The sequence below is a fragment of the Methylomonas sp. Kb3 genome (genome assembly GCF_002834115.1).
GTDB classification, from domain to species: domain Bacteria; phylum Pseudomonadota; class Gammaproteobacteria; order Methylococcales; family Methylomonadaceae; genus Methylomonas; species Methylomonas defluvii.
Genome location: NZ_PIZT01000028.1, coordinates 1 through 22,678, shown reverse-complemented (window position 1 = coordinate 22,678; position 22,678 = coordinate 1). Strand labels below are relative to the sequence as shown.

Below are 22,678 nucleotides of genomic sequence, written 5' to 3'. Positions count from 1 at the left end.
TTGTTTCATAGAAAATTGGTATTTTACTATTTTCCTAACTCATTATTTAATATAAACGTCCAATCAAATAAATATTCAATATTCCTATGAAAACTGCAAAATTAATCGTAATGTACCCTACGCCAACAGATTTAAAAACTTTTGAACGTCGTTATGCTGATGAGCATGTGCCGATGGCTGTCGAAAAGCTGGCCGGCAAAACACGATTTGTCGCCTCATTGATTCTTTCCAATGTAGACAAATCTGCAGCGCAGTTTCATCGAATTGCCGAGGTTTATTTTCCATCGCTCGCCGAATTAAAGGCTTGTCTGAATTCACCAGGCGGTCAAGAAACAGCTCAGCATGCCGTTGAGATTTCTAGCGGTGGTGAGCCGTTGTTTCTGATCTCCGAGGTGGAAACCTTTGATTTCTAATCCGACCATCGGATTTAACATAATCACAGTGGAGGCAAATCAATGTCTAACTCAATCAACAAACTAAAAAAGGTGGCTTATAAGCGCATTAGGTGGCTGGGTCTGCTGCCTGTTGTCTTTTGGGTCGGATTAATGCCAACTATTGCCCAAGCGCATCGAGGTGCGCCTGACGAGGCCGATGCTTGCGTTACGAGGGTTGGTTTTGAACGAGTCCATTTCACGGCCTATACCCCGACTCTGTCAGGGGATCGGGAATATTGCAGCATCATTCCCGAAATCGGCCCAACTAATTTGGTGTTCGACTACGAAGGTAAAAGTCTGCGCAATGTCAGCGTGGAATTCGAAATCACCAAAGAACCTGAAGGGCAAAGGGTTTTTTATCAGCAGCCGAAAAAAGTTAAAAACGGTACTTTCGATAGTATGGTCGATTTTAGTCAATATGGTGCTGGTAATTATTTGGCACACATCGCTATTGTCGACAAGGATAAGCGTCTTGATACTCATATTCCGTTCTCTGTTGGCCTGGAATCGGTTCCGGGAAAAGGCTATATGCTGCAGATTGTGATGATCGGAAGCTTGTTGTTGCTGGCTTATATAGTAATGAAGTTAGCGAATAAGGAAGCGCCCAATCACTCACCTGGGGCATGAGCGAATGGTGCAGGCGAGTCAAACGTACTTAGGGGGAATATGACTATGAATATGGCTCAATTAAAGGTTTTTCTTTTAAGAACCAATTCTTGGCAGAAAGTGCTATTCGGGTTACCGATATTAGTAATGGTTGTCATGCTTTTGATGGATCATAGCGGCGACTCGGTAGAATTGGGGCAGGCCGTGTATCGACCTGAGATGCTGCAACGTCTTTGCAAAGCTGATCAACTCAGTGGAGACGCTGGAGAGACTTATGGTGAAGAAACCGAAAATGGCATCAAATACAATGTCCGCACACCAGCCAATTATGATGCATCCGTTGCCCACCCACTATTACTGGTATTTTCTCCGGCCGGATCGAATCGGGCTAAAACCGAAAAAACAACTGGGTTCACTTTTCCTGCTACCCAAGCCGGTTTCATCGTGGCCTATGCGGATCACCCGGAATTATCGCCCAGCACTACCGTAGAATTAGGCACCATTCCCAGTTTAATGGCCAAAAAGTGGTGTATTGATGAAAAACAGGTCTATGTTACGGGACATTCCGATGGAGGAACTTCGGCAATGGCATTAGCGTTTATGACTGGCACACGACACATCCCACGTGCAATTGCGCCGAGCGCAGCAGGGGTTGCGTATGATGATTTACGCGACCGCAAATGCCCCGAGCCCTTGCCGGTTATGATCATGCACAGCAGCAAGGATCGCCTGTTTCCTGGTTATGGTCAGCAAGCGGTGGGTTGGTGGGCAGCTTGTAATAAATGTGATCCTATTCCGGATAAAATCGCAAATGGTTGCTCCTCTTATTCAGGGTGTGCCGGGGGCGTAAAAACGTTGTACTGTGAAGGTGATAACATCCATTCACATTGGCCCGAGCGAAGTCAGGATATCGTCGAGTTTTTTGTGTCAGCGACTCAAGTTAGCCCACGGGCAAAGTGAAATTGGCTCTATATGAATCGTAATGGATGCAAAGGTAAACCCGAAAGCAAACGGTCACCCGGATTCCTCTCGGGTCTGCCTGCTCCTTTTAGTGGCTGAACAGTTGGTTGACAACCGACCTGGACGTATTGAGCCTAGAGCCATCAAACGACGACCCAAAACGAAGCCGAATACCGGACAGCCGATTGGGTTACATGGTGCCTTAATTATTAAAATCGGATAGCTACTCCGAGCGGCGGGTTTTGGCCTTAGTGACGCAGTCATAAAGTCGATTTGCTTGCCGAATACCTGACATTCGGTTGGGTCACGGGTTGCCTTAATTTACTAAATTGGAAAGTTACCCCGACCGACCGGTTCACGCCCTGAGTTAGTCCGTCAAGATATTTTGACTATTTTTAAGCCTGTTTTAGCAATGGAGATCCGCGGTGCTCGAGAGCTTTTAGATAGGTGGATTCATTGTAAGGTTTGCCTGTTTGCCAGCATCGGTAAAGGATGCGAATCCACTTAAATGCCAAAGCTCGTACTGCGGCTTGGTAGGTGCAGCCTTTTGCGCGCTGCTGCTGATAATATTGGCCTGCCCAGAAGGATTTGTTGATCGTCTGTGCCGCCCATTCTGTAAACGTCTGTCGTAGGAAAGTCGGGCACTGCCAGCGCCAATGCACCCAATGCTTTTTACCGCTGCGCTCTGTCACTGGAGCAACGCCAGCGTATTTTTGTAAATCTGCCGCGCTCGGGTATCGTTCTCTTTGTTCACCAAATGCGACTAACAGTCTGGGTGCGAGCGAAGGTCCAGCCCCAGGCAATGCGCTAAACAAGGGGTAATCAGAATGCTTGCGGGCGATATTCTCGATTTCTTGGTCAAATTGCTTAATACCTTCCAGGGTAACGCTTAACTGTTCAATTAATACCAGCGCCTGAAGCCGATAAGGGATAATGATGGCGTCGTCGGAGGTCAAAGGTGTCGCGGTTTTTATAGCTTCTACTCGATCTGCCAACAGTTGGGCAAACCGCATGTTATGCTGATTGAAAAATGTTTCAAGCGTGTTCTTTCTGGCACGTTTGACTTGCGTTAGCGTTGGCCAATGCCGGATAAAATCGCAAAATAACGGGGTGTCGATATGGTCAAACCAGTCCAACACCTGCGGATAATACTGCTTGAAGGCAGAGCGCAAGCGATTGGTAATACGGATTTTATCGTTAACCAGGCTTCTGCGTTGCTCTACCAGAGATGACAATGCCCGTATTTCAATGCTTTGAGGTTGTAAGGGTTTAAAACGACCGGAATGACGCAACAGTAAATCAACGGCAAATTCCGCATCTGTCGGATCGTCTTTTGCCCTGCTGGGCGTAAACGCTTGTCTGTACTTGGCCAGGGTTGAAGGGTTTATTGGATAAATGACAAAACAATCAAATTTCTGCAGTGCCGACACAATCGGGCCTTTCGACAATTCAACAGCCACTGCGATGGGCGAGCCGAAGCGCTGGATTAAAGATTGCACCCAGTCATTGATCATTTCAACTTTATGCGGAATGACTAAGAACTCCCGCCTCTCACAGTCTGCTGGTTGGACACAAACGTCATGTTTCCTGTCTGCCCAGTCAATACCAATAAAGGCGGTAAAAGGTTGATTAGTAGGACTCTTCATAACTGATCTCCGGCATAACAAATAAAGTCTAAGGGGCATGCCTGCTTGGGATCTGCGAAAGAAATATAGGTGAGCCGATGCTACGGCAAGCCCTGAGTATTCGTTAACGATCACAAGCGCACCTGCGAGCTCGAAATAAAACCGGTGAACATCGAATGTTATGGCCGAACTATTCGTAGCTTGCAAGTGCATGTCCTGCTTTCACTGGCAGCTACCTGCCAGTTTGCTTACTATTACTGAAAACAGGACGGAAAGACTATATTTGGCCGTTATGACACAGTGATAATTTCAATTTGCTCGCCGAATTCCGGACATTCGAATCGATTTCAGGATGTGTTAATCGTTGGAATTTAATGGCCATCCCGACCGACAGGTAATCGCCGTACCGGGGCCTATCTTTCAAGCAAGCCCATTGGAACAATGCTCGTAATCTTGCAATCTCAACCGATGAATTTGTTATTGGCTTCGGCTTAAATTACCCTGCAATAACGCTGCACCGCATCTCGAATTTTTCCCAGTCGATCGAGCTGTTGCCGGATATGGGCAAACTCGGTTTCCAGTTCTTCGACTAATTCCGCCTCCCAGGCGGGTTCGCCCTTCAGCAGGTTGCCAAGCGGATAACGATAGCCACGGCCTTTCTTAACGTACTGCGCAATGGGCTTGGTTTGACCGTTTTTTCGCAACGTGGCCATGCGGTACCACTCAATGCTGAAAGCGCGTTGGTTTTCCCGGCAGCGGATGCGGACGCCGATTCGGCCCGATTCGCTTTTGCTGTGTTTCTGGCGCTGGCTTTTCAATTGGCGCCAATAATCATCAACCAATACTTTGGCTTGCGCCTGGAGATGATCGCACCGGGTTTCGATCCAATGCAGCAGGTCTTGTTCAGTAAGATTGAGCTGACTGTTGACAGGTTGTTCGCTGGACATGAATTTTCCTATTACTTAACTGTAGGGATAGACATGGATAATGCCTAACGGGATTTTCTGTTCATTGCGAGCCTTGGAAAGCGCCTTAGTGCATAGGTTTTGCACCTTAAATGCCTACCGAAGTAGGCATATCACTGTCATTTTCTGAATGGTTCATTTAGGCATTGCCTTGTCAAAACGGCGTGACTCATGCCTACCTAGGAAATAACTTCGGCTTTCAGGTCGATTACCGTTGCCACGTTTCCCTACTAGCGTAGGCAAATCGAAAGTCGATTTCCTATTAGTATTTGCGGGCCATCGCCCGTTCGCAATAACGCCGGCATTTTAGGCAACCGACATGGGATGCCGATTGCAGTTGACGCCGAATTTGCGATCGTCTGCAGTTACGGTCGGATTCTGCGATCGCTTTTGAACCATCTTGCAGCTGATGGCGTTTTCGTCGTCAGCTGCAAAAGTCGCTGGGAAAATCTGACGGACAATGGCGCGATGAACCGAAATGCCATTTCTTTACCGATCATCTTGAGCTTGTGTCTCAGAGCCTCTCTGGCGATGGGTAAGGACGACACGTCCGAAGTTTCCTATTTCGTCGACAAACAGCGCGGCTGGTTTTGGTATGAGGTGTTGCCGGAGCCGGTTAAAAAAGCCCAACCCGATATTCAAGCTGATCAGCACACACCGAAGCCTGACAGCAAACCGCCCAGCGTCGTTCATCAGGCTGAAACGGAACTCAAAACTCAAGCCCAGCCAGCTGCAGAACCCCAACCCCTGTCCTCTGCTTGGTTGAAGCAAAACCTGGAGCATTACCTGAACCAGGCCATTGATGATCCCACTCAGGAGAATGTCGCAGCGTTTTATTACCTGCAGCTGGTGATGATGGACAAAGCCGAGCGTTTTACCAATGCAGCGCGTTACGTGGTGATGTCGGATCCGCAACTCGATGAAACGGTGCGCCGGCCGGTGGCAACTTATGCGGCCAATGAAGCCAATCATCAAGCCAGCGTAGTGGCCGAGCGCGCCTTGAAAGCGATTGCCGCCCAAGTCGGTATTTTGTTCTTCTTTCGGTCCGATTGCCCTTATTGCCATGTGCAGGCGCCGATTCTGGCGATGCTGGAAAACGCCTACGGTTTCAAAATCTATCCGGTATCGCTGGATGGTTTGGCGATGCCGAATGGCTTTTTCAGTCAGTTCAAACGCGATAACGGGCAGGCGGCAATGTTGGGCGTTGAACAGACACCGGCGCTGTTCCTGATGAAACCGCCCAAGCAAATAGTACCGTTGGCGCAAGGTGCCTTGTCGTTGGAGGAAGTTACCGGACGGATTCTGTTGGCCGCCAAGGAAGCCGGTTGGATCGATGCCACCCAATACCAAACCACCCAGGGCATTCGTAATACGCCGATGTTGTTACCAACAGTTGGCAGTATCAGTCCTGCGGTTGCTCAAGATCCACTGTCACTGATCCAGGCATTGCAACGCAGTGCGCAAAGGGGGAGTACGCCATGACGTCGTTTACGTTTCGATTACGCTATCGTCAAATCGTAGTGTTGATTTTGTTGGTCGAGAGTGCTGATCCAGCCTATGCCGACCTGCAACAGGAAATGGACAGCATGTTCGGCACCATGACCAACTTCACGGCACCCACCGCGCATCTGGGACAGCGCCGTGGCGTGATTACCGGCGGCAGCCTGGTGGCGCGCAACGGTATCACTAACACCAATCTGGTGTCGTTCGTGCCGCCGTCGTTCAGCGCCGGCTGCGGGGGTATCGATTTGTTTGCAGGTAGTTTCAGTTTCATCAACTTCAACCAGTTCGTGCAATTGATGCGCAACGTGGCCGGCAATGCGGCAGGCTATGCCTTTCAACTGGCGGTCGGCGCCATGTGTCCCTGGTGTGCCTCCGTGATGACCGATCTGCAAAAGAAGATTCAGGAGATGAACCAGATGTTCAGTAACTCCTGCCGTTTGGCGCAAGGCTTGGTCAACGACACGGTCAAAGCCTTCGATCTACAAAGTAAAACCAATCTATCCAATGCCTCGTTTACCCAAGGCATATCGGATGTGTTTTCCAGCTGGACCAATACCAGCACCCTGGGCGATCCGGTACAACAAATCAAGCAGAACGACCCGACCGACATGACCAAGATCATCCAGGGTAATCTGGTCTGGCGAGCCTTGGTCAATCAAAATGCCGGCGGCTGGTTCCGCTTTGGCGGCAACAGTTTGCTGGAAGCGGCGATGAGTATTTCCGGTACCGTGATCGTCGATGCCCCGCAAGCCGCACCCGATGGCAAAGGCGAGAACAATGCCATCAGCGCGCCGCCACCGGTGCTGCGGATCAAGGATTTGATGTACGGCAATGACGTCGGCAATAGTTATCAAACCGTCAGGATGTACACCTGTTCGGATGGACACGATGCCGATCAGTGCCTCAAACCCATTGTCCAGAACGTCAATCTGGTGGGCTTGAAGCAACGGGTGATGGAAATCCTGCTGGGTTCTGCCAATACCGGCAACGGGTTAATCTACAAATTCTCGACCAACAGCGGCCAGATCACCGACAGCGAAAAAGCCTTCATGCAAACTGTGCCAGATGCCATCGGCGGCATGATCCATAACTTGGCAAGGGAGGATGCCGGCATTGCAAAGTTGTGGGCCGAGGAAGTCGCGCCGGTGATTGCTCTGGAATTGGCGCAATTGATCGTCAACGATTTGCTCAATGCTGTGCAAACCGCGGCGCACAATGAACGACCATGCCTACGCCAAATTGCTGATGGATGCCTTGAAAGACGCCCGCGAGCAGATTCAAGACGAGTACGTCACCATCGCCGGACGCTACGGCAATCCGCAAACCTTGATGGCGTTTTACCAGCAGTTGATGACCACCGTGAAGCCGAAACACTACGGTACCGTGGCACAGTTGCCGGCGTCCGGGATGGCGTGGCCAAGTCCTTAAACGCTCATTCCCCGTCCTCCCCACGATGCATTTCTCCCTCTTTCATTAAAAGGCAGGTCGCCCATGTTTGAAATTTTCTCCGTGGGCGATTCCGCCTATTTGCAAGCCATACTCAATGCCATCGCGATGATCTCCTGTACCGGCGATTACCGCACAGCAGCGGCCGTCGGCGGTTTGATCGGCGTCATCATCGTCATGCTTCGGGCCTTGTTGCAATGGGACGGCCGCGGCATACGCTATCAGGATTTGCTGTTAGCGTATGTGTTGTGGTTGATGCTGTATGCGCCTTCGGTTCGGGTGTCGATCGAGGATGCCTATACTGGCAGTGTAGTGGTGATCGACAACGTACCGCTGGGGCCGGCGGTGGTGGGAAGCGTGATGTCGAACATGGGTTATCGCACCACACGACTGTTCGAACAAGGCTTTGGCACACCATCGATGACCGGCAATGGATTTGCCGACAGTTTGCAGACCTTGACGGCGGTGCGGAAGAATCTATTGTCTCGAGTGAATCTAGGCGCGGCCAACGTGCCAAATGCCGGCAGTGATATGGAAACCTCGTTTGCCAATTACGTGCGCGAATGCACCTTAACCGGTGTCGATCTGAATCAGAAATCGGTGGATGCTATTTTGCGCGATGCGGATCCGTTGAATGCCATCCGCTTCGATTCCGACATCTACATGACGCAAATCTTTGTCGGCGGCCAACCGCAAACCAAAACCTGTACCGATGCCTGGGCCGATTTGAGTGGGGTGGCCAATGGCAATTTCGCGACGACGCTGGAAGGCTTGTTGCAACCGACCTTGGGCGTGCCGACTGCAGGCGATACGGTGCCGAAAATTCAGGATGCCTTCGATGCGCTAGCCGGTCCCGGCGTGGTCGATGCCGCCGATTACATGTTGATGTCGGCCATCCTGCCCATGTTCGAGAAAGGCGTCATCGGCCGGCACGAAGACGGTTTGCATTGGAACAAGGCGGCGATGGTCGATCAAGCCATTCAGCAACGCAATACCCAATGGGCCGCCGAACAAACCCTGTTTGCCAAGATCGTGCGGCCGATGATGGCATTTATCGAAGGTTTGAGTTATGCCATTGCACCGATCATGGCGTTTGTGGTGATGCTGGGCAATGTCGGTATTCGGATGAATATCGGCTACTTCTCAATGTTGCTGTGGATCCAGTTGTGGATGCCGATACTGGCGGTCATCAATCTGTTCATCCAGATGTCGGCCGCTGGCAAAATGGCGGCGCTGACCACCGCCACCTACAACTTGCCGTCAATGATGGGCATTTACCAGCTGGATATGGAGTTGCAGCAATGGCTGTCAATCGGCGGCATGCTGGCGGCGTCGACGCCGGCGATCACGTTGATGCTGATCTATCGCGGGGCGGTCACCGCCACCCATTTCCTGGGACGCATGGACGGGGGCGATTATGTGAACGAGAAAATTGCCACGCCCGATGTGATCAGCCCGGCACCGGTATTGAATGCTCAGGCGCAACATCAATACAGTCCACTTTCAGCAGTTACCCAAAACGGAGTCGATAAGGTGCTACCCACATTTACCGCCGGCAAGGATATGAGTGCCGCCGTTTCGTCAGCTTATTCCGCGTCCGAGCAAGCCACTAGTAGCTTCATGCACAGCGTGTCTTCAACGGCGTCGAAGTCGGCCAGCATCACCAGTGATGCGTTTGACACCCGTTCCTTGGGCAATCAAATCGCCAGTAGTTCCAGTTACACCGATGCTTACAACCGTCAGTTTGGTGAAGCCTTCGCCAAGAAACATGCCGATACCGGCATATCCGCCGATCAGTTCTCGGCGTTGGTGGCCGGCAGTGCCAATGCCGGCGCCAAGCTCGGTAACGACCAACTCAGCGGCGCAATTTCTGGCCGCTTGCAAAACGACTTCAAAGTCAGTCAGGACAAGTCAGATGCCATCGCCGCTGACATCAGTCAAACCGTCAAGGACAGTCAGGGCTATCAGGCCGGTTTAGCTAAAAGCCTGGCAATGGATGCGCAAACCGGCACCCGAAACGTCGCCTCAATGGGACTGCAAAATCAGTCGTTGTCCTCCTCGCAACACAGCGCAACCGATGCGGTATCCGCTAGCGAATCCTATCAACAAACCCTATCGGCCCAACAACGCTTCGGGACACAAGCCAGTTTCGGTGCGGCGGAGACGGGATACAAAATCGCACATTACCCAGGCTTGATGGAGCGTCTGGATCGTACACTCGATCAATACGGTTTGCGCGGCGATACGCAGCGGTTGGCATCGCAGTGGAAAGTGGCGGGTTGGATCAGCGATGCTGACCAAGCCTACGCGGCCGCCGGCATGTCGTTATTGACCGGATTCTCGTCACCTAGTTACCGCACGCTGGATTATCAACAATCGCATCAGGCGCATATCTCGGGTTACCAACTGCTCGGTGATGCCTTTAATGCGCCGCAAGCCGATCAAACCTGGAATGCCAACCGAAACGGATCCCTGAAAACCAATGCGCCGGAAACTGGTAAGGTTCAAGCCTCCGTCGAACAGGCCCATCTCAACGATCCACGCGACGAAACCGAATCGCTGAATCAACGTGCACAGTCGCAGATTCGTTCAGCGACGGGAAAAATTGCCGGTGGCGAAGCCCGTGTCGAAACCCAACACGATCGTAACCTGGCCGAGCGTGAACAAAATTCAAGAGAAGGCTTTGGTCAATTGGCGAATGTCAAAGCGGAGCATTTTAGGCAATCAATTGCGGCAGCGGCCAATGAAAAGCCTTCGGCTGCAGAGGCAACTTACGATTACTTAGGCGGGAGTATTTACAGCACCGCTAAAACCCTTGAAGCTGTTGGCAAGGTAGCCAATGAACATGTGAGTCAATTTATTGATTATGCGAGTAGTGCCTATGCCAGGGATGATAATGCTTGGGAGGCCGTTAAATCTGCTGCGGCTCAGTCATATCCTGGGTTTATGGCTGTGGCGCATGTTTGGGCTGATCAGAGGGTAAGTGAAGTGGCTGATAAGTTGACACCAAGCCAACAGGCTTACTATAAAGCCTCGATGTTTGAGGCTGTGCCGGAATTGCCGTTGGTGGAAAAGATGACGGAAGCCTAGGCTTGGCGAAACAAGGAATGCTAGATGAAGAAACGCCGGCTGACGCAGAGAATATTGCTGTATTATTGAGACAAGCGGCGGGGCAAAACCGATCAGATTTGATCGATCAAATTGCTAACTTTAATCGAGCACGGGGTCGAATCAATTATTAGTTACGATCTTTTTACACCCAAAGCTCGTAATGCGCTTACGGCAATCCAGCGTAACAGCATTACTCCTGAAAACAAAAGCGCATAGTCGATTAAATCTGGATTCTGACTCAACAAAACCGAGAGAATCAGAGCCAATCCTGCCCAGTAATAATTGCTTTCATGTGAGAGTTTTGCAGCTAAATGTTCTATCAGCTGAACAGTTAACTCTGCTGCAGCGATGATTAGCAAGGTAAGTGCGCCGATTGTTCCAATAAGGTTAAGAGATTTAGGTAGCTCAATCCATAGACTGATCAACCAAATCAAGCCGAAGCATGATGCGAAAAATATTAATTTTTTAAATGCATCAAATGAAAGGGTTCTTGAGTGGATACGTTCGAAAAATCGTTGTAAACCGGAGGAAAACTTGGCAAACGTTGCACCACAAAAAGGGCAAATCGATTTTGTTGGTTGCCCGTAATAGGTAATGACGCGCGGCAACATGATTCGATGGCATTCAGGGCAATCCACCGTTGCATGATGGCCATTAAACACCGAGTGATTTAATCGGGTTTGAATCGATTGGCTGGACCTTTTGAATCGATTTGAGAGTGATGACTGTGTCGGCATAGCATTCTCCATGCTTAAGCGGTTGGGCAATCCTACCGCGAATGAACTAACGTTCCAAGTCGGTTTTTTAAATCAAAACTATTTCAACAAGGCAAAGAAAGATGACCTACATATCGAACGGTTTACTCGCCGACACTTGCCAGAATTTTGTTGATGACCGTAGCCGAAATTCGAAAATCTGAACGGTGCAAGACTTCAAAAGCGGCTCGAGCTGACGCAATCAAACCTCGCTTTTTGGCTAATCCGATGACGGCGGCAGTGCCGACAACTTGCAATTGATATTCTTTGGCCACCGCCCGTCCGGCACGTTCGTCCATGAGCAGCAAATAGTTTTCAGGTGATGACAGTGCAATGTTGATGCAATCGGTTTCGCCAGCGTCCAGATCAATATCCAAACAGGGGATGATGATTTCCGGCCATACCGTTAACCAACCTGAGTCGAATGCTTGGGCGAATGCTTGTTCACCTGGCGCCGATTTGCCCGGCAAAACTTCTTGTTTAACCGTTTCGGGTACGAAAACCTGGCCAAATAACTGGGGCACCCAGATTAAACCATCGACCAGCGCCAGTCCGATCAATGGGCTCGCATCGACAATCACTTTTTGGGTCATCAGCGGTCAGACCTGGTGAGCCACTGATTCAGAGTGTCCAAATCATCCCCAACTTCGTCGGCCGTTTGATCGATGACGGAAATACCCAGGCGCGAGACGTGCGCAATAAAGTTTGCCAACGGCATATCGGCGAGTTTAGCGGAGCGGGCAAGGGACAGATTCCCGTCTTTGAATAAGGCCGTAGCCAGGGCCTTACGCACACCTGGCATACCAATGATTTTGGCGGATTTGAGACCGACCATCACCGCGTCAGGTTCGTTTCGATTCATGACCAGAACCATATCCTCGTGGGCCATGCGCAAGGCTTCGCTGGGATTGTTCTTTAGACCACTGACATTGACCGTTTTCATAGTCTGATTACATAGGAAGATTGGATGGGTGGATTATAATCCTCAGAATGAAAATTGATGCAACAATGTGAAGTGGGATTGATCTGCCTTGAAAACGCATCGGCCGCTATGGGACTCAGTGACTAGGTCTGACTGTTCCTTGGATCAGTTACTCATTGATCGCTCTCTGGATTTAGGGATTTGGTTTAGCATGCACATTTGGCAGACCTGTTGGTATTTACAGCCATGAATAACCAAATAAGGCGTATGGCAGGTCTTACAGTAAGGTAGTTCAGCGAGTCCGTCTCTCAGGGCTTCGACGATAATCCAGGCTTCATCAAAATTAGCTGGCCGTATGCGGCCAAACGGTCGGCGTTGTTGAATATGGCTTGGATAGAATGCACAAAATGTATCCCAGGCAAATACTAGGGCGTTTAGGTCCATTTCGGCGGAGATAGCACTTGAGCAAGCGCTTCGATAGATTGATGCAAATAGCGCCATGTAAAGAAACGACTCACGTGACTGTGGCATAGCTAGGATGCTAGGGACTAGGCCAGCGACCGGACTTTCTCCGTGTAGGGAAAAGTAGAGATTACATAAGTCTTTCTGTCGAAGGGTTTTGATGACCCGGCCGGCAAATTTTGTGCGTAATCTTCGTTTCAGCAATTGATAGGCCCAATACTGATCTTTAAGCCGAGTAGCAAATGGGCAATGGTTGCTCATGACTCAGGCGGGTGGGAAGACAAGAGCATCAGAAGATCGATGGTTCGTGCGTCGAGTGCATTGGGATCTTCGTTTTTTTCGACGGTTAGAAATTTGCTCCATTTATGGGGATTGAAACGGGGAACAAAGGTCAGGCAATCGCTTCGAGCCAAGCTCTTTAACTGCTCTAGCGGCATCTTTCGGAGTAATGAAACAGCTTCGGTTGTTAAGCCTAAGCAGAACATGGCTTTTTGTTCGCTCTCGGAAAAAATTAAGGACTGCGCGACGATGAGGTAGTCGAGATTGAGTTTGTATAGATTCTCATCCATTCTGCAATCCTCGATTGTCTAAAGAATTGCGCGAATTTGATTTGCCAGGGCGATTACTTTCTGCCCGTACTGGATGGCGGCGGGCTCGTTTTTCCAACTGTAGTATCGGCCTATGCCATGTGCGAGATTGCCAGGCACCGATTGGATGGCCTCGGAGAGTACACTTGCGCCGATTTCGAGATTGGTGCTTGGTATCAAGAGTTGCTCTGGTTTCGCAACACGGTGGCCATGCCACCGCAGATTGACTTGCATCATGCCAACGTCGATATTGCGTTTACCTTGCTCCAACATTTGATTGAGTAAGGCTTCGGCCTCCTGCTGGCTGCCAGGAATATAGGCGTTGCCAGCGTTGTTGATGGCCCATGGCGAGGGTATGACTTTATTCTGGTCATCGTTTTTTCGCGATTCAGTGAGCGCAACTGCATAGAGAATGTAGGGATCTATGCCATATCTCCGGGCAACTTGGCCCCACAGCGTGTTACGTAATGTGGTTTTTGAACCAGGAGACTGTTGGTTGCTACTGTTTATTTGAATGGCTCCATCAGCCATCGACTCCATAGGTTGGTTGATGATGCAAAAGCCGCCCATCATGCCAATCCGAAGATGCTTAACAATGTTCTGAAATGGACACTGAAGCTTAAGATTTTTTGAAAGAATATTGCGCATCGCAAACTCGCCGTAATGGTCTTGATGCGAGTTTACGATGTTGTCAAAAATTCTATACGCTGGAAAAACCGCTCTTTTCGCGGTTTTTCGCTGGTTCTCTGAATTACGCCTTGCTTGATCTTGCGGTCGGTACGGAGCGCGATGACTGGAGCGGGCTGAAGTTGGATTAAGTTTAAATGTGCAACCAAGAAGTTTTTATGGCGCGATTTTTGGTTTAATGACATATTAAATGGCGCACTAAAACTAATCGCGACACCAAAAATCAAATCATGCCAAAAATAGTCCCATCAGAAGAGCTGGAGAGAATCGAAAAGCTAATTGCTCAATATCCCGAAGGTATTGGCGCGAAAGACATTGCACAATGGCTAGATTTCGAAATCAAGGGCCGCACTTTACAACGTCGCTTGGCCACATTGGTGGCAGAGCGACGAATTGTTAGCGAAGGCGATGGGCGAGCACTGAAGTATAAAGTCGTAAAGCCTGGTACGGGTATCGCCACAGTTGATGGTGTGGATGACTCAAACCGGCAGGGCGTTGACGAAGTTTACATTCCCATTTCGCCTGAAGGCGAAGAGATCAAGTTCTTTATTCGTCAACCACGAACTCAAAGGCCTCCCGTCAGCTACCAACCGGATTTCCTGGGGCAGTACTATCCAAACCACACCTATTACTTATCAGCTGGTTTACGCGAACAATTACACACCCTGGGCAGGTCGCCGTCTGAGCAAACCCCGGCAGGAACGTTTGCCCGTGACATTCTGAATCGCCTGCTCATCGACCTTTCTTGGGCTTCTTCCCGTTTGGAAGGCAATACCTACAGTCGACTGGATACCGAACGCTTGATTGAGTTCGGTCAGGCGGCTGAAGGCAAGGATGTCATGGAAACCCAGATGATCCTCAATCACAAATCGGCTATTGAATATTTGGTACGCGATACCGAGCATGCCGGCGTTACGGCCGAAACCATCGTTGCCTTACATGCTTTTTTATCGGATGGTTTGTTGGCAGATCCGATGAGTTGTGGTCGCCTGCGCAATCGAGCGGTCGATATCGGCGGCAGTGTCTATTTGCCAATTGCGATGCCGCAACGGATTGAGGAGTTGTTTGGGATTGTCATGACCATGGCGGCGGAAATCAACGATCCGTTTGAACAATCGTTTTTCCTGATGGTGCATTTGCCTTACTTGCAACCCTTCGAAGACGTTAACAAACGGGTTTCGCGGTTGGCGGCCAATATTCCGCTGATTCAACACAATCTTTGCCCACTGTCGTTTATCGACGTGCCACAACAAGCTTATGTGGACGCGGTCCTAGGCATTTATGAACTGAACCAAATAGAATTATTGAGAGATGTCTATATCTGGGCTTATGAGCGTTCGTGTCAGCAATACGTTGCCGTGCAACAGCAGCTGGTACCACCGGACATCGTTCGATTACGTTACCGAAATGAGTTGGCCGAAGTCATACGAGCTATTGTCCGAGATGGACTGGCAACAGATGGAGCGGCAATTTTGGCTGGCACTCCGAATTCCGTGTCTCAGGAAGATAAGCAGAAATTTATTAATTTGGTACAAAACGAACTCAAAACGTTACATGCGGGAAATGCTATCCGTTTCGGCTTGCGTCCTCTAGAGTTTTCGGTATGGCAGGAAAAAGGAACAAAATTCTGTGATTGAATTGAACCAACAAATAACTAGGGGCTAATTTTTTATTGATCTAATAAAAATCAACACTATGTGTTTTTATCTCCACTCAACTCGATTAAGTAGTTTTCCCATTTTAGTAAGGCGCTTCGTTTTTCCTGTAAATAATCATATCTATCATAATGTTTTGAGCTTACATCATTTAGAGCATGATTTTGTATCCTATCTCTGATGCTTTTTTCAATGCCAATTTCTCCCATACGAGTCTTTACTGTTCTTCTTAAATCTCTTGGGGTAAAAGTATCGATACTGCTTATTCGCGTGATAGCGTGAGCCAAAGACGTTTTGTGTATTGGTTTTTCTTCGTTATATCTACTTGGAAAAAGATAATCAGAGTTTCCAGAATATGGCCATAATTCATTAAGTAATTTTTTAGCCAACGGAGTAATAGGCAATATCAGCCAGCGTTCGTTTTTCACGCGTTCTGGCGGGGCGCTCCAAATCATGGCTTCAAAATCAAACTCATGTTTCATTGCGCCGCAGAGTTCCCAAGAACGGCAGCCATATAGGAGTAGTAATTTTGTAGCTAGATGGAATTGCTCATGAAGGCATGTTTCGCTCCAAAGCACTTTGATTTCGGCAAATGATAATGCTCTTTCCCCAGCAACTTCGGCATTGGTATCTTTTGGAATTGCATCAACAGGGTTGGCTTGTATTTGAAAAGTAAAATCATTTGATAGGTTTTTGGGGTCGTTATCATGATAAACGCCTAATTCAAATGCTCTTCTTAAGTAAGACCGAATCCGATTAGCCTGAACATTCGAGCCTCGCGAAATAATGGTGTAAAGTATTTTCCTTATATGGGCTGGAGTTACGTCTTTAGCTTGTAAGTCCAAAATGTCTTTACAGTTGTAATGAAGATCGGCCTCGACTTTTTCAAAAGTTCGCTTTCCTGAATCAACCATGTGCTTGATGTAGTAATCAAACAAATCAGCTACGCTGCCAAGTCTCAGCTCAATGCGGGATTGTGGGTCAACTCCGCGATCGATCTCCCGTCTCAGTTCACGACACTTATCTCTTGCCTCAGATAGACTAATCGATGGATACCGGCCCAGGCTTGCGAATTTTTGTTTACCATCTGGACCTGCATATTGAATAAAAAAGGTTATGCTTCCGGCTGGCGTCACTTTGACACCAAAGCCTTTATCGGGCCCTTTTTCATAGAGTCTATATGCCGACGGTTTTGCCTTGAGCCCTTTGATTGATTTGTCAGTAAACATAATTTCGTGGTCACTTTGTGGTCACTTGAATTCCGCAACATAAGGTCGCAGAATGAAACAACCATGAACGGATGATGTTATAAAGTTCAATATAATCGGGCATTTAGGAATGTTCTGCAACATACAGAAATACGTGGTAACATGATCTTTAGCGACTGTTAATCACTAGGTCGGCGGTTCGAGCCCGTCCGGGGGAGCCAAATAAATTAAGGACTTACATGAAAATGTAGGTCCTTTTTTTTGGCCTAAAATTTTCTGGTCATGCTCTGGTCATGTTTCAAGGCAAATGCTTTAACTCAAAAAGATGCCGGAAAAATCCCCGCCGTTGCCGGGAATTCCAACTTCCACCGATGATGGATGTTTCAATCAAGAAAACTCACCCCTATCCAGCCAAGCCGAGCCGATATACTGGCCTTGCGTTAGGTTGGCGAGCTTAGCGCAGTTGGCCCAAGTTACCCAAATACTCGGGTCGGCATCTTGTCAGTTCATGAGATTGCAAGGATGTACCAGCCGGCAAGCCTTATACGGGGGCTTTGCCGGCTTTTTTATGGCTAACTGATTGAATTTCATTGATGACCGAATTTTCGGTTATATCTTCTCAAGCTCTTGAATTCATGCATAAAGCAATTTTGCGTTATCGAGACAGCCTAGATTGAAACTAGGGCGCTCATCACAACCAATGCCGCGTATTTCCGCGACATTCCTAAGGCCTTGCAAATAAAGGTAACGCAAAACTTGCGTTACTGAATTAATCGGCCTTCGCTCGCCAAAACTGGCGAGCAAAAACATTGAGCCGAATCTGCCAGCCGCAACTGATTGAAATGATCAATCACCCTGGCGGTTAGGTGTGCAACACCTTTTCCGGTAATCTTGAGCATCCTACGCGGCTTGCCGTTGATTTCTTCCACCGTGGTCATGAAGTATCCGGTACCCGTCGATTCGTGGTTTGCGTAGGGCAAATAGCCTTTCTCGCCGCGTGGCTTGAAGATGTATTTTTTATCAACGAGAAACTTAAACACCTCCCGCTCTCCAACACACAGGTTATTGTCGTTTTTCATCGTCTTTACCCACACGCGAACACACCTGGCGTTGGACGACTCGCCGATCAAGTTAGCCAGTCTGACCTTGGGCCTGTCGGCCTCTACCTTTAACGCCAAGGCCTCATTCTCCGCCGCCAAGGTACCTGCTAATAGCAATGCTTCAGACAAGGATTTAGGAATGGCGAATTGCGTTGGCTTATTAACCATTTCGTCGTATGCTCGAATCACATGCAAATGAAACTTGGCGCTGATCCACATGGCGTAGGAATAAACCAATTCCTTGACTACATAAGTCCCGCCTTTCCTGCCTTCTATGGTTTCTACTGGAATTCCGGTAGTTTCTGAAACTCCGGTAATTCCCGGAGTTAATTCTTTGACTAAATCTTGGGTTTGCTTAACGCGCAACCAGTCAGATGGTTGGTGACGTTCTTCTCCGCCAGACGCCATGCGGCGTTTTCCGAATCTGAAATAGGGCTTTGACGCTTGTTTGTGTGCTCCCCAATATTGGGGAATGATCACAATTCCGACGAATTATCGGAATTCATTGGCGCTGAACCATATTTCAAGACCGAAGGCGGAATTCCGCCTTTGGTCAGTTCGTCAATCAAATCCTTAGTTTGCTGGCTCTACATGATGTCGGCAATACCGACGTCATTTGAAATTAGGGCAATAGCCGGTTGCTGGGCTCACTAATGTTTAGGGAGTTGTTTTTCAATGACTTGGAATGCCCTGATTTCAATTCAGGGAAACTACCGGAATTCCAGGAGTTTCCTTGCAATTGTATCAATGCGGGATGATACAAAACCGCTCAGCCCAGTAAATTCGCGGAACGAGCGGTATTGATGAGCTTGCAAATCGGAACTCGTGGTTCCGATTTGGCCGGTGATGATGCGCGAAGCCTCAACCCATCACTGCAACAGCTTTTGTTCCTTGGCCTTGGCTAATTGCGCCAGGAAGTAGGTATCGTAATTCCAGCCTGGTCGAGGCGGCGGCGGTGTGCGTGGTTTTGGCATGGTCATCATTGTGATATTGCGAGTCTTAAGACTGATAGTTTATGCCTTGGATTGGGCAATGTTCCTGACGTAGCCAAACCACCGGCTTCAGGTTCAAATCCTCAAGGTAAATCTGCACACAACCCAATCTACGAGCAAAAGTAAATATCTAAAGCCTGGCCTCCCGTCCCACTGAAACCCTTTATCGAATCGCCCAAGCCAAAGTGAATGAGTTCTGGTTAAAGATGGTCCCGAACTTCAAATGCGTGCGGCGTTTTTTATCTGCCTAAGTTATAAATGATGTCGCTAATAACACCAGTCGCAAGATTTAGCATCAAAATGTCAGACGCGGATTGCACATAGCCATAACCAGCAGGAGGCTGTCCAAGTCGGTACAAAAGTTCAGGTGGCAGGTAGTTATAGGATGCACTCTGAGGGAATCGTTGGCCAATACTCCATTTTTTTGCTTGGCCAGGCGGCATACAGCCATTACGTTTTTTAGCCAAGCCTGGTGGACAATGGCCTGAGCGTTCTTGCTCATAATAGTAGTTACGAATTTGAACTCGGTGTTGATCGTTAAATAAAAACTGTCGGACCGTTTCGTATGAGTTGGGAGCAGGATTGTCATAACGACTTTCACCTTCGATGCGGTAATTTTGGCCACCATCATCGTGATCACGTTGTTCGTAATCATGGTGTTTTTCTTTGTGCGATTTGTGCTGTTTGTCATCATGGCTTTTCCAGTCGGGCTTTTCAGCCCAGACGTTGCCTGCAAAAATGCTGGTAACGGCGATGATGAGTAGGCTTTTTTTCTTGGTAAACATGACGTGCTCCCTTGGGTTAGGTACGTGCAATTACAGTCTAGCACTGGCAAGAAACACGGCAAACGGGAATTGGTTTCGGAGTACGTCAGAGTAAAAGTTAACTATCACTTCTTGCTCTCGTCTGATGGAGTCGGCAATACCAAGCCTAAATCAGATGAACGCAAATTTGCTGGCGTCTACATGATGTCGGCATTACCGACGCCATCAAAACTGACGCGGGTTGGGATGGTGCGCAGCTTTCAACAGAAACCTAGCAAACTCGCGGGCGGGCGAGGTGCGGGAGAATTTCCCTTCACCTATCAAGGCCTTGTTTTGACTCAATACCTGGAATTCCGGTTATTGGCCTTGCAACTGTATCAATGCGGGATGATACAAAACCGCTAAAACCCAGTAAATTAGCGGAGCGAGCGGCGTTTCCTATTTTAATTCCTGGAATTCCAGGTAATAGAATCCGAAGCTGGTCCTGATTTTGGACCAGTCTTTAAAGGAGGTTATGGCAAGCCAATCATGCTGATAAACGACACAGCTCAGGCTTTATCATGGTAACTGTTTGTTTTGTGGGGACAAGTCAAATCGGGAATTCCCGGTTAGCCTTGTAACTGTTTGGCCGACCCCGCCATCAAGTCAATGTTGCTCCGAACGTAAGCCAGCGCCTCCTGAAGCTGCTTGAATTGATCAGTAAAGCCTTCCACCTTGTCCGGGTGCGTTCGTTGCATCATGGCCTTTAGATTTTTGATAACCTGCTCCTTTTGGCCTTCACTCACTGGCTGTTCAATCAGTCCGCCGAAGAACATCACACCGTGAACCCTGCCGGCCAGTCGGCAAGCCGAATTAACTTCATTGATCAGCTTGTTCCGCTCTACCTCGCCGGCAAGCTGCCAGTATTTGACTCGTTGCGGCAAATTACCGTTGAAGCCGTCGTCTATGCGGTATTCGAATGCAATCAAGCCGGCTGCGTACAGATCCCTTAGTGTGCGATGTATTTGCGAGATGCTTACCGGATTAGCCGCGCCATACCACTCAGGCGTGTATTCGAGCATGTGCTTTATTGATTGCGCCGAGTACGGTGGAGCCCCGCCACAATCGTCGTTCGGCTCAGACAGGCATTTCAAAATAACTTGACGGTTTCTGGTATTTTTCACGTTTCTAATTGTATCAATACGGAACAGTACAATAACAAAGGGTAGGCACAAAAAAAGCCGGGGGTTTCCCGGCTCTGTGCTTTGGCGTGGGTTAGTGCGTGGCCCACGTCCACCGCATGAAAATGTAAAAAGCAGTCACCACCTCGAACGCTGCCAAGCTTAGCCGCCTGATGATTTTAGGTTGTGTATGGCTATATCGCCTCATGATGGCCGCGCGAACCCAGAACACCGCCATGCAAAGCTTAAACTTGATGTACCAGTTCATTTCGCACCACCTTTGCCGTGCTGGCTTGCCCCAGCAGTGGCAGAATCATTGACTGCCGCTACGGCCCGGTATTTCTTCAACTCGGCGTCGATTCCTGCGGCTTGTTCGGCAGTGATTTCGGCAAAGTTGATTAGCTTGGTCAAGATGACTGCTTCTGGGTAGGCCTCAGCGGGATCGGCAGTATAAGTCGGTTTTGCCTGCGGCTGGTTTGACTCTGACTGGTCATACTCCCCATCTTGATACGCCTCAGTGATGGCCCGAATATCAGTCATTTCACGCTTGGCCGCGCACAGGGCGTAGAACAGATCTTGATCGGTGTTGTCATTGCTCATTAATCGCTGCAATGCCAACTCAAGCACGCCGCTCGCGCGCTCAGCCGATTGCATAATCACATCAATCACGGTCTCGCCGGTGCAGATGGGTTTTACAAAATTCGCGGCACTCATATTGCTAACCTCTTACGGCCGCGTTTCTTTTCAACTTTTGTGGTTTCATCAGTCAAGTTGTATTCTTCGAGTAACCATTTTTCGATCACAGCAGTCGGCCACGCAATTTTTGGGATCTTGCTAGATGGCGGCGGCACATCGCCGTCTTTGATCATTCGCTCCAGGGTTCTCACGCTGATCGAAAGCTCTTCCGCCAAGGCGGATTTGTCTAGGGTTAGTTTGTTGTTCATGGCGCACCACCATCGCTTTTAGCGGGATTGGTAGTGTCGCCCAAGGCCTCTTTGATTTCTCTAAGTTCGCGTTCCACCGCCCACAGTGAATAAATAACAGTGTCAGTATACGCTGGGGAATAACAGGATTCGGCCAGCAATAAAATCACGGCGTGGGCGCGTTGCGCGGACTCGAAAACACTGTCCAGGCTTGGGGTGGCTATATTTGCACTCATGCTTCACCGCCTTTTTGTGCGCTGGTATCCTGCGGGTTATCTATGCCAGTCTTGACGTATCGCTCAGGGTGAATTAACCGATCTGTCGCGCTTGCGCAGATTCCCGCCATGCCGACTACCGCATATGCCTGATTTGAGAGACAAAACAGCAAATCCCTAAAATCATCAACATCGCTATCCTCGGCGGTGTGGCAGTAAAAGCTCTCCAACGCATCCGCAAGACCAAGCGCTTGTTGCTCTGCTGTTTCCCCAAGGCCGGCAAACCATTTTAATTCGTCATTACTGAATTGATTGCTCGCCTTAGACCAAAGGGCTTTTAACGCAACGTCGATTCTTTTCGTGCCGAATGAGGGGCTGGCGGGTTGTTTATTGGCTTGGGCTTGGGTGCTCATGCTGCGTCTCCTTTAGCACTGTCGCGAAGGAATAGGCCGGCTTTGACTTTGGCGTCTGCCAGCGATTCAGCTTCGAATTCGACCAGCATTGCCTTGGTGTTGCTGTCGAACAGTCGGTATAGGTTGCCGGCGGCTTGCAGGTGGTTGTCTGCCCAGCGCTCGACCTCGGTGAATTCTTGCGGCTT

General features: G+C 49.1%; 25 protein-coding genes. 8 read left to right on the top strand and 17 right to left on the bottom strand.

All coding sequences use genetic code 11. The features are described from left to right. The first annotated feature begins 86 nt into the window (after positions 1-86). The 3 genes from CWO84_RS14340 to CWO84_RS14330 are packed head-to-tail and all read left to right on the top strand — an operon-like array spanning position 87 to position 2,000. Positions 87-413 carry an EthD family reductase gene (locus tag CWO84_RS14340; RefSeq protein WP_033159460.1) on the top strand — a complete coding sequence of 109 codons (327 nt, stop codon included), beginning with the start codon at positions 87-89 and terminating at the stop codon, positions 411-413. 42 nt (positions 414-455) lie between these two features. Further along, entirely contained in the window at positions 456-1,061 is a 606-nt protein-coding gene (locus CWO84_RS14335; RefSeq protein ID WP_064044749.1) for a hypothetical protein, read from the top strand. A 45-nt stretch (positions 1,062-1,106) separates the two neighbouring features. Further along, complete coding sequence (locus CWO84_RS14330) at positions 1,107-2,000, top strand: poly(3-hydroxybutyrate) depolymerase (protein ID WP_101053411.1); 894 nt, start codon at positions 1,107-1,109, stop codon at positions 1,998-2,000. 395 nt (positions 2,001-2,395) lie between these two features. Here the strand turns inward: CWO84_RS14330 and CWO84_RS14320 are convergent, their stop codons facing one another. Then, positions 2,396-3,646 carry an IS110 family transposase gene (locus CWO84_RS14320; protein ID WP_033159462.1) on the bottom strand — a complete coding sequence of 417 codons (1,251 nt, stop codon included), beginning with the start codon at positions 3,644-3,646 and terminating at the stop codon, positions 2,396-2,398. 470 nt (positions 3,647-4,116) lie between these two features. Then, entirely contained in the window at positions 4,117-4,572 is a 456-nt protein-coding gene (mobI, locus tag CWO84_RS14315) for a conjugative transfer protein MobI(A/C) (protein WP_101053395.1), read from the bottom strand. A gap of 486 nt (positions 4,573-5,058) precedes the next feature. Here mobI and CWO84_RS14310 point away from each other — a divergent pair, with 486 nt between their 5' ends. From CWO84_RS14310 to CWO84_RS14300, 3 genes are read left to right on the top strand one after another with little or no spacing between them, the layout of a single operon-like run. Further along, complete coding sequence (locus CWO84_RS14310; RefSeq protein WP_033159474.1) at positions 5,059-6,072, top strand: conjugal transfer protein TraF; 1,014 nt, start codon at positions 5,059-5,061, stop codon at positions 6,070-6,072. Continuing rightward, the gene (locus CWO84_RS14305; RefSeq protein WP_240618059.1) at positions 6,069-7,592 is read left to right on the top strand and encodes a conjugal transfer protein TraH; all 1,524 of its coding nucleotides are present in this window, start codon (positions 6,069-6,071) and stop codon (positions 7,590-7,592) included. Before CWO84_RS14310 ends, CWO84_RS14305 begins: the two co-directional genes overlap by 4 nt. Continuing rightward, on the top strand, positions 7,585-10,629 hold the full coding sequence (locus tag CWO84_RS14300) for a conjugal transfer protein TraG N-terminal domain-containing protein (RefSeq protein WP_240618058.1): 3,045 nt from the start codon (positions 7,585-7,587) through the stop codon (positions 10,627-10,629). Before CWO84_RS14305 ends, CWO84_RS14300 begins: the two co-directional genes overlap by 8 nt. A 152-nt stretch (positions 10,630-10,781) precedes the next feature. Here the strand turns inward: CWO84_RS14300 and CWO84_RS14295 are convergent, their stop codons facing one another. The 6 genes from CWO84_RS14295 to CWO84_RS14270 all read right to left on the bottom strand — a co-directional run bounded on the left by CWO84_RS14295 (position 10,782) and on the right by CWO84_RS14270 (position 14,024). Beyond that, positions 10,782-11,387, bottom strand: coding sequence for a hypothetical protein (locus tag CWO84_RS14295; RefSeq protein ID WP_240618057.1), 606 nt, complete (start codon positions 11,385-11,387; stop codon positions 10,782-10,784). A gap of 122 nt (positions 11,388-11,509) precedes the next feature. After that, positions 11,510-11,998 (bottom strand): DUF3368 domain-containing protein, encoded by a 489-nt coding sequence (locus CWO84_RS14290; RefSeq protein WP_101053391.1) that lies wholly within the window; start codon positions 11,996-11,998, stop codon positions 11,510-11,512. Then, complete coding sequence (locus CWO84_RS14285) at positions 11,998-12,348, bottom strand: UPF0175 family protein (RefSeq protein WP_101053389.1); 351 nt, start codon at positions 12,346-12,348, stop codon at positions 11,998-12,000. Before CWO84_RS14285 ends, CWO84_RS14290 begins: the two co-directional genes overlap by 1 nt. Positions 12,349-12,492: 144 nt before the next feature. Beyond that, on the bottom strand, positions 12,493-13,050 hold the full coding sequence (locus tag CWO84_RS14280; RefSeq protein ID WP_101053387.1) for a FlhC family transcriptional regulator: 558 nt from the start codon (positions 13,048-13,050) through the stop codon (positions 12,493-12,495). Beyond that, entirely contained in the window at positions 13,047-13,358 is a 312-nt protein-coding gene (locus CWO84_RS14275; protein WP_101053385.1) for a flagellar transcriptional regulator FlhD, read from the bottom strand. The genes CWO84_RS14280 and CWO84_RS14275 overlap by 4 nt, the downstream gene beginning before the upstream one ends. Before the next feature lie 18 nt (positions 13,359-13,376). Next, the gene (locus CWO84_RS14270; protein ID WP_101053383.1) at positions 13,377-14,024 is read right to left on the bottom strand and encodes a transglycosylase SLT domain-containing protein; all 648 of its coding nucleotides are present in this window, start codon (positions 14,022-14,024) and stop codon (positions 13,377-13,379) included. Positions 14,025-14,293: 269 nt separating this feature from the next. On the opposite strand from CWO84_RS14270, the gene CWO84_RS14265 reads away from it, so the two are divergent. Continuing rightward, positions 14,294-15,700 carry a Fic family protein gene (locus CWO84_RS14265; protein ID WP_101053381.1) on the top strand — a complete coding sequence of 469 codons (1,407 nt, stop codon included), beginning with the start codon at positions 14,294-14,296 and terminating at the stop codon, positions 15,698-15,700. 56 nt (positions 15,701-15,756) lie between these two features. Here the strand turns inward: CWO84_RS14265 and CWO84_RS14260 are convergent, their stop codons facing one another. From CWO84_RS14260 to CWO84_RS14250, 3 genes are all read right to left on the bottom strand, one after another. Beyond that, the gene (locus CWO84_RS14260) at positions 15,757-16,947 is read right to left on the bottom strand and encodes a site-specific integrase (RefSeq protein ID WP_101053379.1); all 1,191 of its coding nucleotides are present in this window, start codon (positions 16,945-16,947) and stop codon (positions 15,757-15,759) included. Positions 16,948-17,687: 740 nt separating this feature from the next. Beyond that, positions 17,688-18,506: a KilA-N domain-containing protein gene (locus CWO84_RS24435; protein WP_165786330.1), complete on the bottom strand. Its 819-nt coding sequence runs from the start codon at positions 18,504-18,506 to the stop codon at positions 17,688-17,690. 751 nt (positions 18,507-19,257) lie between these two features. Next, the gene (locus CWO84_RS14250; protein WP_117433619.1) at positions 19,258-19,803 is read right to left on the bottom strand and encodes a hypothetical protein; all 546 of its coding nucleotides are present in this window, start codon (positions 19,801-19,803) and stop codon (positions 19,258-19,260) included. 24 nt (positions 19,804-19,827) lie between these two features. On the opposite strand from CWO84_RS14250, the gene CWO84_RS14245 reads away from it, so the two are divergent. Further along, positions 19,828-20,187, top strand: a complete 360-nt coding sequence (locus CWO84_RS14245) for a hypothetical protein (protein WP_133120688.1) — start codon at positions 19,828-19,830, stop codon at positions 20,185-20,187. A 203-nt stretch (positions 20,188-20,390) separates the two neighbouring features. Here CWO84_RS14245 and CWO84_RS14240 read toward each other — a convergent pair whose 3' ends face one another. The 6 genes from CWO84_RS14240 to CWO84_RS24430 form a co-directional block, all read right to left on the bottom strand. Next, positions 20,391-20,843, bottom strand: a complete 453-nt coding sequence (locus tag CWO84_RS14240) for a hypothetical protein (RefSeq protein ID WP_101053373.1) — start codon at positions 20,841-20,843, stop codon at positions 20,391-20,393. A gap of 363 nt (positions 20,844-21,206) precedes the next feature. Next, positions 21,207-21,656, bottom strand: coding sequence for a hypothetical protein (locus tag CWO84_RS14235; RefSeq protein ID WP_101053371.1), 450 nt, complete (start codon positions 21,654-21,656; stop codon positions 21,207-21,209). Beyond that, positions 21,653-21,886 carry a hypothetical protein gene (locus CWO84_RS14230; RefSeq protein WP_101053369.1) on the bottom strand — a complete coding sequence of 78 codons (234 nt, stop codon included), beginning with the start codon at positions 21,884-21,886 and terminating at the stop codon, positions 21,653-21,655. The genes CWO84_RS14235 and CWO84_RS14230 overlap by 4 nt, the downstream gene beginning before the upstream one ends. After that, entirely contained in the window at positions 21,883-22,101 is a 219-nt protein-coding gene (locus CWO84_RS14225) for a hypothetical protein (RefSeq protein WP_101053367.1), read from the bottom strand. Before CWO84_RS14225 ends, CWO84_RS14230 begins: the two co-directional genes overlap by 4 nt. After that, positions 22,098-22,493, bottom strand: coding sequence for a hypothetical protein (locus CWO84_RS14220; RefSeq protein WP_101053365.1), 396 nt, complete (start codon positions 22,491-22,493; stop codon positions 22,098-22,100). The genes CWO84_RS14225 and CWO84_RS14220 overlap by 4 nt, the downstream gene beginning before the upstream one ends. Next, on the bottom strand, positions 22,490-22,678 hold a 189-nt coding region (locus CWO84_RS24430; protein WP_165786329.1), incomplete at its 5' end, for a hypothetical protein. The genes CWO84_RS14220 and CWO84_RS24430, both read right to left, overlap by 4 nt.